At 64.3% G+C, this 15,826-nt stretch carries 13 protein-coding genes and 1 other RNA gene; 12 read left to right on the top strand and 2 right to left on the bottom strand.

The genetic code is table 11. From position 1 onward, the window contains the following. The first annotated feature begins 86 nt into the window (after positions 1 to 86). From mrdA to ACIRA7_RS06865, 10 genes are all read left to right on the top strand, one after another. Positions 87 to 1,847 carry a penicillin-binding protein 2 gene (gene mrdA / locus ACIRA7_RS06910; RefSeq protein ID WP_396220114.1) on the top strand — a complete coding sequence of 587 codons (1,761 nt, stop codon included), beginning with the start codon at positions 87 to 89 and terminating at the stop codon, positions 1,845 to 1,847. Positions 1,848 to 1,859: 12 nt separating this feature from the next. After that, complete coding sequence (rodA, locus tag ACIRA7_RS06905; protein WP_396220113.1) at positions 1,860 to 3,125, top strand: rod shape-determining protein RodA; 1,266 nt, start codon at positions 1,860 to 1,862, stop codon at positions 3,123 to 3,125. 73 nt (positions 3,126 to 3,198) lie between these two features. After that, entirely contained in the window at positions 3,199 to 4,065 is an 867-nt protein-coding gene (gene accD, locus ACIRA7_RS06900; protein ID WP_396220112.1) for an acetyl-CoA carboxylase, carboxyltransferase subunit beta, read from the top strand. 50 nt (positions 4,066 to 4,115) lie between these two features. Continuing rightward, a complete protein-coding gene (locus ACIRA7_RS06895) occupies positions 4,116 to 5,399 on the top strand; it encodes a bifunctional folylpolyglutamate synthase/dihydrofolate synthase (protein WP_396220111.1) in 1,284 nt (427 codons plus the stop codon). Between the two features lie 9 nt (positions 5,400 to 5,408). Next, the gene (gene hisS, locus ACIRA7_RS06890; RefSeq protein ID WP_396220110.1) at positions 5,409 to 6,740 is read left to right on the top strand and encodes a histidine--tRNA ligase; all 1,332 of its coding nucleotides are present in this window, start codon (positions 5,409 to 5,411) and stop codon (positions 6,738 to 6,740) included. Further along, a complete protein-coding gene (proS, locus tag ACIRA7_RS06885) occupies positions 6,733 to 8,202 on the top strand; it encodes a proline--tRNA ligase (protein WP_396220109.1) in 1,470 nt (489 codons plus the stop codon). Before hisS ends, proS begins: the two co-directional genes overlap by 8 nt. An 8-nt stretch (positions 8,203 to 8,210) precedes the next feature. Next, positions 8,211 to 9,494 carry a diaminopimelate decarboxylase gene (gene lysA, locus ACIRA7_RS06880; RefSeq protein ID WP_396220115.1) on the top strand — a complete coding sequence of 428 codons (1,284 nt, stop codon included), beginning with the start codon at positions 8,211 to 8,213 and terminating at the stop codon, positions 9,492 to 9,494. Beyond that, positions 9,494 to 10,006: a YfcE family phosphodiesterase gene (locus ACIRA7_RS06875; RefSeq protein ID WP_396220108.1), complete on the top strand. Its 513-nt coding sequence runs from the start codon at positions 9,494 to 9,496 to the stop codon at positions 10,004 to 10,006. Before lysA ends, ACIRA7_RS06875 begins: the two co-directional genes overlap by 1 nt. Beyond that, positions 10,006 to 11,547 carry a glutamine-hydrolyzing GMP synthase gene (gene guaA, locus ACIRA7_RS06870; RefSeq protein WP_396220107.1) on the top strand — a complete coding sequence of 514 codons (1,542 nt, stop codon included), beginning with the start codon at positions 10,006 to 10,008 and terminating at the stop codon, positions 11,545 to 11,547. The genes ACIRA7_RS06875 and guaA overlap by 1 nt, the downstream gene beginning before the upstream one ends. Positions 11,548 to 12,026: 479 nt before the next feature. Further along, positions 12,027 to 13,388 (top strand): MATE family efflux transporter, encoded by a 1,362-nt coding sequence (locus ACIRA7_RS06865; protein ID WP_396220105.1) that lies wholly within the window; start codon positions 12,027 to 12,029, stop codon positions 13,386 to 13,388. Positions 13,389 to 13,460: 72 nt separating this feature from the next. On the opposite strand, the gene ACIRA7_RS06860 is transcribed toward ACIRA7_RS06865, so the two are convergent. Continuing rightward, positions 13,461 to 13,913 (bottom strand): PTS sugar transporter subunit IIA, encoded by a 453-nt coding sequence (locus ACIRA7_RS06860; RefSeq protein WP_396220104.1) that lies wholly within the window; start codon positions 13,911 to 13,913, stop codon positions 13,461 to 13,463. A gap of 81 nt (positions 13,914 to 13,994) precedes the next feature. On the opposite strand from ACIRA7_RS06860, the gene dusB reads away from it, so the two are divergent. Then, entirely contained in the window at positions 13,995 to 15,044 is a 1,050-nt protein-coding gene (dusB, locus tag ACIRA7_RS06855; protein WP_396220103.1) for a tRNA dihydrouridine synthase DusB, read from the top strand. Between the two features lie 84 nt (positions 15,045 to 15,128). Further along, positions 15,129 to 15,485, top strand: a transfer-messenger RNA (tmRNA) gene (gene ssrA / locus ACIRA7_RS06850). 197 nt (positions 15,486 to 15,682) lie between these two features. Here ssrA and ACIRA7_RS06845 read toward each other — a convergent pair. After that, a complete protein-coding gene (locus tag ACIRA7_RS06845) occupies positions 15,683 to 15,826 on the bottom strand; it encodes a hypothetical protein (RefSeq protein ID WP_396220102.1) in 144 nt (47 codons plus the stop codon).

The following is a 15,826-nucleotide window of genomic DNA, read 5'->3' as shown; positions in this document are numbered from 1 at the left end:
TCCGTCCGTTGTATCGACCGAATTCCTTTTGAGGTTGACCATGCACGTCCTCCGGAACGCTCGGACATCAGGCGTCGTGTGAAGTCGTGAGCTACCATCCAAACGCGATTCTTCGGCGGGCGCGGTTCGCTCGCGTGCTGTGGTTCGCCTCCTTCCTGGCACTGGGTGGCGCGTTCTTTCGTGCGCAGGTGTTGCAGAATGCGGAGTACGTGCTCCAGTCGGAGAACAACCGGCTGCGTGAAGTGCCGCTGCCCGGCGCCCGTGGCACCATTTACGACCGACGTGGGGAAGTGATCGCCGAGAATCTGCCGGGGTATTCGGTGTCGATTCTCAGTCCGACGGAAGATTCGCTTCGCTCGGCGTTGACGACGCTCTCGCAAGTCATCCAGATCGACTCGGCGCAGCAGGAGCTCGCGGTGCGCCGCTTCCGTCGGGCGCGCACGCGGCCGGCCGTGATCTTCAACGATGCGTCGTTTCAAGTCGTGTCGGTGCTGGAGGAGCGTCGCGTCGAGTTTCCGGGGTTGATCATCCAAAGCTCGCCGAAGCGGTACTATCCCGATGGCGCGGCGATGGCCGCGCTTATCGGCTACACCGGCGAGATTTCTGAGGAAGATCTGTCGAAGCCGAAATACGAGAGCTACAAGTCGGGACAACAGGTCGGAAAGACTGGGCTCGAACTGCAGTACGAAGCGCAGTTGCGCGGGAAGGAAGGTCGACGGTTCGTCGAAGTCGATGCAAGCAATCGCGTGGTCCGCGACGCCGGCGTTCGTCCGGAAGAGCAGCCGGACGCGCCGCCCGCGCTTCGTACGAACATCGATCTCGACTTGCAACGCTATGCCCACGCGTATTTCGGCGACTCGCTACGGGGCGCCGTGGTCGCCCTCGATCCGAACACGGGGGGCGTGCTCACGCTGTACAGTGCCCCGAGCTACGACATCAATCGATTCATCGGCGGCGCGTCGCCGACGTTCTTTCGCCAATTGCAGGAAGACCCGCACAAGCCGCAGTTCAACCGTGCGGTCCGGGGCACCTACGCGCCAGCGTCCACCTGGAAGCTGGCAACGGCGGTGATCGGCATCGAGCGCGGGCTCGTCACGATGGACACGCGCATGCCGGTACCATGCACCGGCGGCTACTATTACGGCCGCGTCTTCAAGTGCTGGGACAAGCGCGGTCACGGTGACGTGACCCTGGCACAGGCCATCGCCAAGTCTTGCGATGTCTACTTTTACCAGCTCGGCCTGAAGATCGGCCTGACGAACTTGCTGGCCGGCGGCGTCTCGTTGGGGTTCGGTGACCGGACCGGCATCGACCTTCCCAACGAGGGGCGGCCGCAGTGGCCGGCCGATACCCGTTACTTCGACAAACGCTACGGCGCTCGCGGCTGGAACCGTTCGGTGGTGCTGAGTCTGTCGATCGGCCAGGCCAACAACGCACAGACGCCGCTAAGCATGGCGCGCTTTTATACGGCGCTTGCCACCGATGGCCGCGCGGCGACCCCGCAGATCGTGGCGCGTACGCCCGAGCGTCAGCAGATCCTCAATCTCGATGCCGAGCAGCTGAAGGGCATTCAGATGGCCCTCGCCGACGTCGTGGCTCGCGGCACCGCTGCCGGCGCGCAAATTCAAGGGCTGACCATTGCTGGAAAGACCGGTACCGCCCAGGTGAACGGGCAGCTCGACAACGCGTGGTTCGTGGGCTACGCACCGGCGAACGATCCGAAGATTGTCGTCGCCATCATTATCGAAGAGGGGCTGCACGGCTCCACGGCGGCTCGCGTCGCGACGAAGTTGATGGAGCGGTACCTCAAGGCGCGGTTGACGATGACCGCGCTCGTCACCGACTGAGGCCGCGAAACCATGGCTGGGAGCTCCGTGTTGCGTCGACAGAGTGTCGACATTCCGTTGCTGGTGATTGCGTTGTTATTGACGGGTTTTGGTATCGCCATGGTCTTTTCGGCCGGGCAGATCGACAGCCCGAGCCCGATCATCGAAAACGCCTGGAAGCGGCAGCTTGGTTGGTTCGGCGCGGCGCTAGTCGCGACGTGGATCATCTCGCGTGGGTCGGTGCGCTTGATCGAATGGACTGCGTGGCCACTGTATGCCGTGAGTTGTACCCTCTTGCTGCTGGTCCTGTTCGTCGGTACCGGGGCGGGAACCGCGTCCAGTGTCAAAGGGTGGCTGAGTATTGGTGGCGTCCGGATCGGACAACCGGCCGAACTGGCCAAACTGGCCACGACGCTGATGCTGGCGCGCGTGCTCGCCGCGCAGCGTGAATCGATGCGATCGCTGGTTGATCTGTGGCGACCGCTCCTCGTCGTCGGGGTGCCGTGGCTGCTGGTGATGGCCCAGCCCGACCTGGGCACCGGCATCGTCTTCATCGGCATATGCTTCGCCATGCTCTTCTGGGCCGGCGTGCCGTGGCCGTTGTTGCTGCTGCTGGCCAGCCCCGGGATCAGTCTCGTGCTGGCGTTCAGCACCGGTGTCTGGGGCGCCTGGTTCCTGATCCTGGTGGCGCTGGTGCTGTGGTACCGGCCCTACCTTCTGGAAGGGGTCGTGATCGTGGTGATGAACGTGATCATGGGAGGCGTGGCGCCGATCCTGTGGGACACACTGAAGCCCTACCAGAAGAATCGTCTGCTGGTCTTTCTCGACCCGAATGTCGATCCGCAGGCCTCCGGCTATCATGTCACCCAGAGCAAGGTGGCCATCGGTTCGGGCGGCCTGTTCGGGAAGGGATTCACGCTGGGCAGTCAGAAACGCCTCAAGTTTCTGCCCGAGCGACACACCGACTTTATCTTCTCGGTGGTCGGTGAGGAGCTCGGCTTCGTCGGCGTCAGTATCGCGCTCGCGCTGTTTCTCGCCCTGTTCCTGCGCAGTACGCGCGTGGCCTCGCGGGCCAACGATGCCTTTCCGAGTCTCGTGGCGTTTGGGCTGGTGTCCGCGTGGTTCGTGCACGTCATGGTCAACGTCGGTATGACGTTGAATCTCATGCCGGTCACGGGTATACCGCTGCCGTTTTTCAGCTACGGTGGGTCGTTCCTGCTGGTCAGCTGGACGGCTGTCGCCGTCCTCCTCCGAATCTCCGCCGAAGGGCGCGGTCAGCCGGACGCGATCGGGCTCTGATCGATCGGGACACCAATCTTGCCCGGGCGCAAGGTCTAGCCTTCGCGGGCGGGACCGCCAACATTAGTACTCTATGGCCTGGTTCCGGAAGGAGAAAAAGCCCCGACTGCTGCGGCGCGAGCGCCTCGAAATTCCCCCTGATACCTGGGAGAAGTGCGAGGCATGCGGTCATACGGATATCCGCGACAAGTTCCTGCGGAATCTCAACGTCTGTCCCGCGTGCGATTTCCACCGCCGCGTTCGGGCGTGGGATTACGCGGCGATGCTGCTTGATGAGGGCACGACTGTTGAAGTGGGGAGTGAGCTGCGCTCCGTCGACCCGCTCGGCTTCCCCGACTATCCCGCCCGCCTGAAGCGCGCCCTCACGAACGCGGGCGACAGCGATGCCATTCTCACCGTCGTGGGGCTCCTCGAGGGGCTGCCCGTCGGGATCGGGATCATGGATTTCGCCTTTATGGGGGGATCGATGGGTTCGGTGGTCGGTGAGAAGATCGCGCGACTCGGGCAGCGGTCGCTCGAGAAGAAGCACCCACTGGTCATCATCTGTGCGTCGGGCGGCGCGCGTATGCAGGAGGGTATCCTCTCCCTGATGCAGATGGCGAAGACGTCGGCGGTGTTGTCGCAGCTGGCCGAACGTCGCATTCCGTACATCTCGGTGCTGACCAATCCGACGACGGGTGGCGTGAGCGCCAGTTTCGCCATGCTCGGCGACGCGATACTGGCGGAGCCCGGTGCGGTGATCGGCTTCGCAGGACCGCGGGTCATCAAGCAAACGTTGGGGCAGGACCTGCCCGAAGGATTCCAGACGGCGGAGTTCCTCGTCGAGAAGGGGATGGTGGATCAGGTCGTGCATCGGAAGGAGCTTCGCGATACACTCTCGCGGCTCATGCGGCATATGACGGGGCGTCCCGCGTCGGCGGGGCACACGCAGGACAGCTGACGTCGAATCCGCTCGCCCCTCCGCCGCCGTCGGCCGCGGACCGGGCCTCGATGGCCGATGCGGCATATCACGATGCGCTCCGCCGGCTGTTCGCGCGCACCGGCGGCGCGTGGCGGCTCGGCCTCGAGCGTGTCTCGGAGTTGCTAGCGCTCCTCGGCAACCCTCAACGCGCGTACCCCGTCTTTCATGTGGCGGGTACGAACGGGAAGGGCAGTACGGTCGCCACGCTCGACGCCCTGCTGCGTGGATCGGGGCTGCGCGTTGGTCGGTACACGTCGCCGCACCTCGTCGATTTCGCGGAGCGGCTGGTCGTGGACGGGGCGCCGATGCCCCACGATGCGATTACTGCGTGGCTGACCCAGTGGGAGCCTGAGTTGACGCGTCTGGGCGCCACCTTTTTCGAAGCGACGACGGCGATGGCCCTCGATTGGTTCTCGGCGCAGCGGGTTGATGTGGCGATCGTGGAGGTTGGTCTGGGTGGTCGGCTCGATGCCACGAACACCGTCGAGCCGCTCGCGGCCGCGGTGACGCAGATTGGCTTTGACCACCTCGAGTTTCTCGGCGATACGCTCGAGTTGATCGCTGGCGAGAAGGCTGGCATCTACAAAAGGGGCGCGGTCGCGGTCGTCGGCGAGGCGCGGCCGTCCATTTGCGCGCACCTCACGGCGCACGCCGAGTCGGTGGGGGCCCGCGGCGTGCTGGTCACCGGTCGTGACTGGGAAGTGCGCGACATCGTGGTCGGCGCGTCCGGCACAAGCTTTACGCTGGTCACGACAGACGGCGAGCGTCGCCTGACGACGCCGTTGATCGGCGAGTTCCAGGCGCACAACGCGGCGGTGGCGCTGGCGATGTTGCGCGGAGCGGGCGGGCGGTGGCTGGAGATCGAGCGGAATGCCTCCGCGCTCCTCCCCGCGGTGCGGCTCGCCGGTCGTTTTCATCACGTCGCTCCGTGGTTGTTCGATGTGGCACACAACGCGGATGGCGCGGCCACTGTGGTTGCCAACCTCCTCGACGTCGGCGCGCCGTTACCGGTGAGTGCGGTCGTGTGCGTGCTGCGCGACAAGGACTGGGCTGGGATTCTCCAGGCAGTGGCACGGGTCGCGACGCACATCGTGGTTACGATGGCTCCCACGGCCCCGGTGGCGCGCGCCTGGAACCTGGATGAGGTCACGGCGTGGGCTGAGTCCGAGGGCCTGCCCGTCCAGCGGGTCGACAATTTTGCGCTAGCGCTCGATCGGGCGCGGGCGCAAGCGGCCACCGTCCTCGTGACGGGCTCATTTCATACAGTTGGTGATGCCATGGAGCGGTTGCAGGTCGATCCGCTCGCTCGGTAACTTTCGCAGATGCCATCAAAGCTCCTCCCGGGTTTTCGAGATTTCTATCCCGAGCCGTTCGCCGAGCGAGCCCACATCTTCGACACCTGGCGCCGCATCGTGCGGCGCTATGCGTTTCAGGAGTATGATGGGCCACCGCTCGAACCGCTCGAGCTTTATACGCAGAAGAGCGGCGACGAGATCGTCGGTCAGCTATTCGATTTCGTCGACAAGGGCGGGCGCGCGGTTGCCATGCGTCCCGAGATGACGCCGACGTTTGCCCGCATGGTCGGCGCGCGCGCTCAGACGCTGCGCAAGCCAGTGCGCTGGTTCTCGATGCCGCAACTGTTCCGTTACGAGCGTACGCAGAAGGGGCGGCTCCGCGAGCACTTCCAGCTCAATGTCGACATCGTCGGTGAAGCGGACGTGCTCGCCGACGCTGAACTGCTATCGGTCGCCGTGGAAATCATGGCCGCCTTCGGGCTGACCGCAGCTGACGTACGCGCACGGGTGAGTGATCGCCGATTGCTGAATGGCTTGCTGGCGCACCTCGCCATCGACGAGGCGACGTGGGTGGCCGTGTACGCCGTACTCGACAAACTGGAGCGCCAGCCGCAGGAGATCTCGGCGGAAAAGCTCTCCGCGGCCGGCTTGTCCGCGCCGACGGTCGACGCAGTGCTCGGCTTCGCCACCCTCGACTTTGCTGCGCTCCAGTCCCGCTACGGCCACGCGCCTGAGGTGGCGCCGCATGTCGAGCGATTCGCACAGTACGTGGCGCACTGCGAGGCGCTCGGGATTGCTGAGTGGCTCCGCTTCGACCTGACAATCGTACGTGGTCTCGCCTACTACACGGGCATCGTATTCGAGCTCTTTGACAACGTTGGCGAGTTCCGTGCGATCTGCGGGGGCGGCCGGTACGACAACCTGCTCAAGTCGCTCGGTGGCACCGACCTCCCGGCCCTCGGCTTCGGGATGGGCGATGTGGTGCTGGGTGAGCTGCTCAAGGCACGCGGGTTGATGAAGGCACCCGCGCCGGTCGTGGCGCTGTGGATCGCGCAGGCCCCCGATGACGCGTCGTATCCGGCGGCGATGCTGCGGGCCGCAGCGCAGTTGCGGGCCGCGGGGCACGCGGTGGAGTTCGCGCTGCGTGAGCAGAGACTGGAGAAACAGCTAGAGGCCGCCAGAAGGGTGGGCAGCCTCGCTACCATCGTGGTAGAGGGATCGGGTGACGCCGTGACGTACCGCGCACGCGCAGCCGCGGCGCCGCACGGCGGCGCACCAGACGTGATTGTGCATTCCCTTGATGCCCTGAGCGCGTGGGCATCGTCGACGTTGAATCGAACGGATACCATCCATGAGTGACGACAAGAAGCTGACCACGCGCGCCGACAATTTCAGCGAGTGGTACAACGAGTTGGTCCTGCGCTCGGAACTCGCCGACTACTCGCCGGTGCGCGGCTGCATGGTGATACGCCCGCACGGGTACGGAATCTGGGAGCGCATGCAGCGCGCGCTCGACGACATGTTCAAGGCCACGGGCCACGTGAACGCGTATTTCCCGCTGTTCATTCCGGAGAGCTTTCTCTCGAAGGAAGCGGAGCACGTGGAAGGCTTCGCTCCGGAATGCGCGGTCGTCACGATGGGCGGTGGCAAGGTGCTCGAGGAACGTCTCGTCGTGCGCCCCACGTCGGAGACGATCATCTACTCGATGTTCGCAAAGTGGGTGCAGAGCTATCGCGACCTGCCGTTGCTCTACAATCAATGGGCCAACGTGGTCCGCTGGGAAATGCGGACGCGGTTGTTCCTGCGCACCATGGAATTCCTGTGGCAGGAAGGCCACACTGCTCACGCCACGCACGACGAGGCCGAAGAGGAGACGCGCCGCATGCTGGGCGTGTACCGCGAGTTCATGGAAGGCTACATGGCCATGCCCGTGATCACCGGTCAGAAGACGGATTCGGAGAAGTTTGCCGGTGCGCTCCGCACGTATGCCTGTGAAGCGATGATGCAGGACAACAAGGCGTTGCAGGCGGGCACCTCACACAACCTCGGGCAAAACTTCGCGAAGGCCTTCGACCTCAGCTTCCAGAACGAGCAGGGTGAGCAGGCGTTCGCGTGGAACACCAGCTGGGGCGTATCGACGCGCATGATCGGTGGCCTCGTGATGACACACGGCGACGATGCGGGGCTGCGCCTCCCGCCCAAGCTGACGCCGATCCAGATGGTGATCGTGCCCATCTGGAAGACCGAGGACGAACGTGCAGCCACGGTGGAGATGGCCAAGCGTATCGCCGACGATCTGGGGAGCTTCAAGCGCCCCGACCATGAGCGGATTCGCGTGCACGTCGACGACCGCGTCGGCGTCAAGCCGGGGGCGAAGTACTATCACTGGGAGCTTCGCGGCATCCCGCTGCGGATGGAGATTGGCCCGCGTGATCTGGCGTCAAACACCGGCATGCTGGCGCGTCGCGATACGCGTGAGAAGCGCTCGATCAGCTTCGACACGCTACGCACGGAGTTGCCCGTGGTGCTTGACACGATTCAGGCGGATATGCTGGCGGCCGCCCGTGCCCGCGTCGAAGCGAATACGATCCGCGAGCGGATCAGCTACGGCCGGTTCAAGGAAGTGATGGATGGCCCGGGTGCGTTCGTGTATGCCGGATGGAACGGTGATCCCGCCGTGGAGCAGCAGGTCAAGGAGGAGACCAAGGCGACGATCCGAGTCATCCCCGACTTGGAGTTCCGCTCGCCAGAAGCGCCGACGACGTGTATGGTGACGGGCGAGCCCGCGAAGTACGAGGTCCTGTGGGCTCGATCGTACTGAACGGCGCGATGTCCTCGTCGGAATCCGTCCACGCGTTTCCACGGCGTGGGGGAGTCCTGCATGCGGAGCAGGTTCCCATCCCGGCAATTGCCGCGGCCGTGGGCACGCCCACATACGTGTACTGCGCAAATACGATCAGGGCGCGTCTGGAGCGGCTTGAACACGCGTTCGCGAGCGTGCCCCATCGCATTCACTTCGCGATGAAGGCGAACTCGAATCTTGCCGTACTCCGCTTGATGCAGGAGCTCGGGGCTGGCGTCGATATCGTGTCCGGCGGCGAGCTGTTTCGCGCCCGTGAGGCCGGATTCACCGGCCGTGATGTGGTGTTCAGCGGCGTCGGCAAGACCGTGCGCGAGATCGAGCAGGCGCTCGAGGCACAGGTCCTGCTGATCAACGTCGAGTCGGAAGCAGAGCTGGTGACGATCGACGCTGTGGCGGGCCGGCAGGGTGTCGTGGCACCCATCGCGATCCGGGTCAACCCCGAGGTGACCGTCGCTACGCCGCACGCCTACATCAAGACCGGCGAAAAGGGGCAGAAGTTCGGCATTCCACGAGACGATGTGTCCCGCCTCGTGGCGATGGTGCACAAGCTGCCGCATGTGGCGCTGCGCGGCCTTGGCATGCATCTCGGGTCGCAAATCGGCAACGCCGATCCCATGCGGGACGCCTTGCCACGGCTGCTCGACGCCATTGCCTTCGCCCGCGCCGATGGCCACCCCATTGCCTTTCTGGATGTGGGTGGCGGGTTGTCCGTTCCCTATCACGCAGATGAGCGGGACGCCGACGTGAACGACTACGCAGCGATCGTGCTCTCCGCGGCCCGCGAGACGGGGCTGACGTTGCTGCTTGAGCCGGGACGGTTCCTGGTGGCCGAAGCCGGCGCGCTCATTACCGAGGTGCTCTACCGAAAGCATGCCGCCGGCAAGGACTTTATCGTGACCGACGCCGGCATGAATGACCTGATCCGACCGGCACTGTATCAGGCATACCATCGCATCGACGCGGTGGAGTCCCTCGACGGAACCGTCATCGCCGACGTCGTCGGCCCGATCTGTGAATCGGGGGACTTCTTCGCGAAGGAACGGCCGATGCCGGACGTGGCAGCAGGCGCCTTGCTCGCGGTGCACACGGCGGGCGCGTACGGCTACACCATGTCGTCCAACTATAACTCCCGTCCGCGTCCCGCCGAGGTGATGGTGGATGGCGATCGCTTTGCCGTGATCACCGAGCGCGAACGGCTCGAAGACCTCGTACGCCTCGAGCGTGCGCACCTCCAGTGGAGAACTGCCTGATGCGGATCGGCTTACTGTCGGATACCCATGACCGCGTGCCTGCTGTCCGGGAGCTGCTCACGCAGATGATCGCCGGGGGCGTGTCGATCGTGATGCATGCTGGCGACTACTGCTCCCCCTTTACGTTGCAGCCGTTCCACGACCTGTCGATCCCGCTGTTGGGTGTCTTCGGGCGAAACGACGGCGACCACGACGCGCTGCAAGCGGCGGCGAAATCGGGGTTTGGAGCGACCGAACTGTATGAGTCACCACACAGCTTCGATCTCGGCGGCAAGTCGGTGCTGCTCATCCATGATCTCGCCGACGTGCACCAGCGGTCTATTGATCGACATGAGGTGGTGGTCCACGGCTTCACCCACGTCCCCGAGATGAAGTCTCGCGGTGATTCGCTACTCGTGAATCCGGGAGAAGGGTGCGGCTGGCTGCATGGTGCACCGACAGGTGCCATTCTCGATCTCGACACGAAGGCCGTCGAGTTTCTCAAGCTTATCGGTCCGGAGTGGAAGTACTGATGAACAGCCGTATCCTGATCCTCGATTGCGGTTCGCAGTTTACGCAGCTGATTGCGCGGCGGGTGCGCGAAGCCCGCGTCTATTCCGAGATCCACCCGCCATCGCAATCGTTGGAATGGATTCGCGCGTGGAAGCCGGATGGCATCATTCTCTCCGGTGGCCCCAGCTCGGTGACCGACGACGCTGCGCCGACGATCGCGCGTGCGCTCCTCGACGTCGCGCCCGTCCTCGGCGTATGCTACGGCATGCAGCTGATCGCCCATCTCGAGGGCGGCGCCGTCGTCGGTGGCGGTCGGCGCGAATACGGGCGCGCCGAGGTCACGGTTGATGAGCCCTCGGGACTGTTCAGCGGCTTCGATGCCGGCGAGCGGACCACCGTGTGGATGAGCCATGGCGATCATGTGGAACAGGTGCCACCCGGCTACGTCGCAACCGCGCACAGCGGCAACACCTTGGCGGGATTCCGCCACACGACGCGTCCGATTCACGCGGTCCAGTTTCATTCCGAGGTCGCGCACACGGTGCGCGGCGCCGAGATCATCCAGAACTTTCTGTTCGGCGTATGCGGCTGCACACCCGATTGGACACCGGGCCACTTCATCGATCAGGAGGTCGCGAAGATCCGTGAGCTGGTCGGCGAGAAGCAGGTGATCTGCGGACTGTCTGGCGGTGTGGATTCCAGCGTGGCGGCGGCGTTGGTGCACAAGGCGATTGGCGACCAGCTTACCTGCATCTTCGTGGATACCGGCCTCCTCCGCCTGCACGAGCGTGAGCAGGTCGAGCGCACGATGCGCGCGCATCTCGGCATCAAGTTGATCACCGTCCGCGCGGAGGATCGGTTTCTCAACGGACTGGCCGGCGAAGGTGATCCCGAGAAGAAGCGAAAGATCATCGGCCACACGTTTATCGATGTGTTCGAGGATGCGGCGGCCGATGCGGGACAGGGGGCCGAGTTCTTGGTGCAGGGTACGCTGTATCCCGATGTGATCGAGTCGGTGAGCGCGAAGGGCGGTCCGTCGGCCACAATCAAGACGCACCACAATGTGGGTGGCCTGAAGCCGGACATGAAGTTTCGCCTGATCGAACCGCTACGCGAGCTGTTCAAGGACGAGGTGCGTAATGTCGGCCGAGAGCTCGGTCTTCCCGAAGAGATGGTGGGACGGCATCCGTTCCCGGGTCCGGGGCTGGCTATTCGCGTGCTCGGCGAGGTTACGCCGTATGCCGTCGACATCCTTCGTCGAGCTGACGCGATCTATCTCGAGGAGATCCGAGCCGCCGGACTGTATCAGGAGATCTGGCAGGCCTTCGCGGTCTTTCTGCCGGTCCGCTCAGTGGGCGTGATGGGTGACGGGCGGACGTATGAGCATGTCATCGCGTTGCGTGCCGTCACCAGCACCGACGGTATGACGGCCGACTGGTTCGCGTTCCCTCACGAGGTGCTGGGACGGATCTCGAACCGGATCATCAATGAAGTCGATGGCGTGAACCGAGTGGTCTACGACATCAGCTCGAAGCCGCCGGCGACGATCGAGTGGGAGTAGCGCGCGAGGCGTGAGCCGGATCGATACGCGCTCCGTTCATGGCGCGCTTGAGGCGGCAGACGGCTACCACTCGGCCGTCGAGGGCGGTGTCTCTTCGGCACCCGGCAGCTGAGCGTGCGTACGCCGTGCTCGATCACGGCACCGTGACGGTCCACACACCGGCGAATGCGCTCGCGGATTGCGAGTCGTCGCGAATCATCTGGGGAGACACCACGCATGGCACACGGACGGTGCACGACGGAGAGGCGTGTGATGCCGGGGTCGATCACCCTGGTTGAGGACGTACGGGAAGCACGTGGTGTTGGCGCACAGCCGCACGAATCGCTGCCGGTGATCTTTCCTCTACGCGCCGATGTGTCCACCGGTCCCAGCGGTGGAGTTTCCGGCACGATCGAGATCGGCAGTCTCTCTCGTGGGCCGCGCCTGCTTCGTGAGGCTCGTGCGTTGGTGTCCTCCGCGACACGCGCCACCGGTTGAGCGTGGCCGTCGAGCCCGGCCGGGACTGGCGCAGCGACCTGTATGACATGGCGCGATTGGCTCTGCCGGTCGTGTTCATCAATCTCGGTATTCAAGCTATGGGCGTTATCGATGCGCTCATGGTGGGAAAGCTCGGCGGGGCCGCGATCGCGGCGGTCGCACTAGGCAACTTCTATTTTTTCAACGCCAGCGTGTTCGGCATGGGCCTTTTGTGCGCCATCGATCCCGTCGTCGCGCAGGCGGTCGGCGCCGGCGATCACGATGGCGTCGCGCGCGGCGTGCAGCGTGGGTTCGTCCTGGCGGCGCTCGTGTCCGTCGTCGTCCTGTTGGCACTGCTGCCCGTCGAATGGATGCTGCTGCGGCTCGATCAACCACTCGAAGTAGTTAAGGACACGGCGGTGTACACACATCGGCGTGCGCTGGCGATCGTGCCATTCTTCGCCTTCACCGTATTCCGGCAGACGCTGCAGGCAATGGGCCCCGTTCGGCACATTCTCATCGCGGCGGCGATTGCGAATGTTGTGAACGTGATCGTGAATTGGCTGCTGATTTTCGGTAATGCGGGCGCGCCCGCGCTTGGTGTGGAGGGCGCGGCCTATGCGACGGCCGCGTCGACCTGGGTGATGGCGCTTGTGCTCCTGGCCTCGGCGTGGCCGCTGCTGCGTCCGGCAATTCTCCCGTGGCGCCGTGAGACACTGCATACGGCTCCATTCCTGCGCATGTTGCGTATCGGTCTCCCGATCGGAGTGCAGTGGTTCTTCGAGAGCTTCGCATTCGGAATCACGGCGCTCTTCATGGGCTGGATGGGCACGGCGTCACTCGCCGGCCATGAGATCGCGCTGAACATGGCGGCGATGACATTCATGGTGCCGCTCGGCATTTCCGGTGCCGCCGCCGCCGTGGTGGGTCGGGCCATTGGACGCGGCGACATGCCATCCGCTCGGCGCGACGCGGTGGCGGCGATCGTCTGCGGCGGCGGCGTGATGTGCCTCAGCGGTGTGCTGTTCGTACTGGCGCCAGAATGGCTCGCCACTCGCTATACGACGGAGGCAGCGACCGTGTCCGTCGCGGTCTCGCTGATTCCGCTGGCGGGGATGTTTCAGGTCTTCGACGGTCTTCAGGCCGTGACCAGTGGCGTGCTCCGAGGCACGGGGGACACCCGCGTGCCCGCCATGCTTCACCTGGTTGCGTTCTGGGGCGCCGGCATTCCACTCGGCGCGTATCTGGGATTCCAGACGCCGCTGCGCGAACGGGGACTCTGGTTGGGACTGGTTGCCGGACTCGCCGCCGCCGCGCTCCTACAAAGCTTGCGAGTGGCGCATCGTCTGCGATTGGATATTGGCCGCGTCGTCGTTGATCACTGAGGGGCACCCGACGACGACGCTGGCGCTGCGCGCGCTGCCGACCAATGGAATGTGGTCGCCCGCGCCCGCCGTTTACACGCGCTTTTCTTCGAGCAATGCCATGAAGTCCGCCGAAGACGTGATCTCCAGTAGACGGCCCGGGACGTCGCTCTCCTTGCTGAACTGCGCGATCTTCCCGAGTACCGGCAGGTACTGGTTCGAGACCTCGAGCGGCGGCGCGACAATGAGGAAGAAGAAGTTGACGGGCTTGTCGTCGATGGCCTTGAAGTCGACCCCGTCCTTCTTGCGGCCGAACGCCACGCGAAGACGGTTGACGACGAGGCTGCGGCAATGCGGGATCGCGATTCCACGGCCAATGCCGGTGGAACCGAGATTTTCGCGCCGCTTGAGCATCTTGAACAGCATGCCCTCGGATTTCTCATCGAGCTTGAGCAGCCCGATCAGTTCCTTGAGAATTTCGTCCTTGCTCGTACCCTGAAGCTCGAGCTGGACAGCGTCTTCGGAGAAGAACTCGCGCAGTTCCATAGCCTTGTATCCTAACCACGGGGACGCCGCTGTCAAACCTCCGCGTTGCTCGCCCGACGGGACCCCGCTAGCTTCAACCCCATGCCCCGCAAGACGTTTCCCTTCCGTGTGCCCCATTCGGTGCCACTGTATCTCGCGCCGATGGCGGGCGTGTCGGAATCTCCCTTCCGGCGTTTGTGTCATGCGCATGGCGCCGACGTGGTGGTGACCGAGTTCCTCTCGGCCGAAGGCATCCGGCGCGAGAACGAAGCGACGATCAGCAAGTTGCGCTTTTCGCCCGACGAGCACCCTATCGGCGTCCAAATTTTCGGGGCGGACCCCGCCGCCATGGCCGATGCGGCCGCGCTGGTGACGGACCTCTTCATGCCTGACTTCGTCGACATCAATTTCGGCTGTCCGGTCAAGAAGGTCGTCCGGCGAAACGGCGGGTCGGGCTGCCTGCGCGATCTCGCTCTGGTGCAGGAGATCATCCGCGCCGTATCTCGGGCCACACCGCTTCCTGTCACGTGCAAGATCCGCAGCGGCTGGAGCGAGGAGATGCGCGATCCCGTGGGAATCGCCTTGCGCTGTCAGGACGCGGGTGCGCGGGTGCTGGCGCTGCACGCGAGGACGCGGACGCAGATGTACACGGGGCAGGCGAATTGGGACGAGATCGCCAAGGTGGCCGAGGCGCTCGATATCCCCGTGCTTGGCAACGGCGACATCAAGACCGCTGCCGATGCGAAGCGCATGCTCGACCACACGCGGGCCGATGGCATCATGCTTGGACGTGGCTCGTACGGCCAGCCTTGGGTATTCAAGCAGGCCCGGGCGCTGTTCGAGGGCCAACCGATGCCGGAGACTCCTGGCGTTCATGAGCGATTCGCCGTCGCCCTCGATCACGCGCGGCTCGTTCAGGACTACGAGGTGGACGCCATCGGCGCCGCCCTCGAGTTCCGAAAACACTTGGGCTGGTACGTGAAGGGATTGCCGAACTCAGCCGACCTTCGGAAGCTGCTGCATCAGGTTCGCGACTTCAGCGAGGTGGAGGCGATCTTCTCGAACTACCTGCTGCACTACGAGGAATACCGGGCACAGCGCCTTGCGGCGATCGATCCGGACGTCGCGGAGTTGACCTGCGAGGCGGCCTGAGCGCGGCGTGGTTCGACGGGCTGCGGCAGTTGCGGGAACCCTCGGTACTAGTCTAGTGTACGGTGTTGTGTAGGACCGTTAGCCGGGGGTGACTGGCTTCGACGGGGTTGGTGAAGCTCTGGTTGCGTGCCCAGGTCCTCGAGCACCTGGTAAAACACTCGGGAAAATTCCAATCGCGAACAACAACCTCGCGCTCGCCGCCTAACCTTCGGGTTACCGGCAGTGCTCACAAGGCAGCCCGCCCGGGGCGGCATGTGAGTATCGAAAATCTGGGCTAGTCCGATGTCACGCCTGCGGGCGTTGGGCGAAACTTTAGCTGGCTTGTCTGGACGTGGGCTTTCTGTTGGCCAGCGGACAGAGACCTCAATCAACAGAATACGCACGTAGACGCTGGGGTCGATTCAGTCTCGGACAGGGGTTCGATTCCCCTCACCTCCACTTGGGCGCCTCACCGCATTCGCGGTGGGGCGCTTTTGTTTCATCGGCCACTGCGAGGGGGGCGGTCGAGCATGAGAGCGCGGGCAGGGTACTGAGTACTCGCGCCCTGAACTTGTAGTTGTCCACCGTGATGGTGTGGCGCGGCGTGACGAGCGGCGGATCATCCAGATGCGCCAATTCCTCGCCCGAGACGACTCGAGTCAGATCGGCCAGTTGCCGCCAACCGCCTCATTGCGGTCGAAGTACACGAGGTTGGCGAATCCTGCGTCGAGCCATTTCATCGCGGCCACGATGCCGGATGGTCCGGCCCCGATCATGGCAAAGTGTGCGTCACGCGGCAACAT

This window comes from Gemmatimonas sp. (assembly GCF_044376735.1).
In the GTDB taxonomy this organism is placed as follows: Bacteria; Gemmatimonadota; Gemmatimonadetes; order Gemmatimonadales; family Gemmatimonadaceae; genus Gemmatimonas.
The sequence above is the reverse complement of the archived record's forward strand: the minus strand, read 5'-3'. Positions and strand labels throughout refer to the sequence as shown.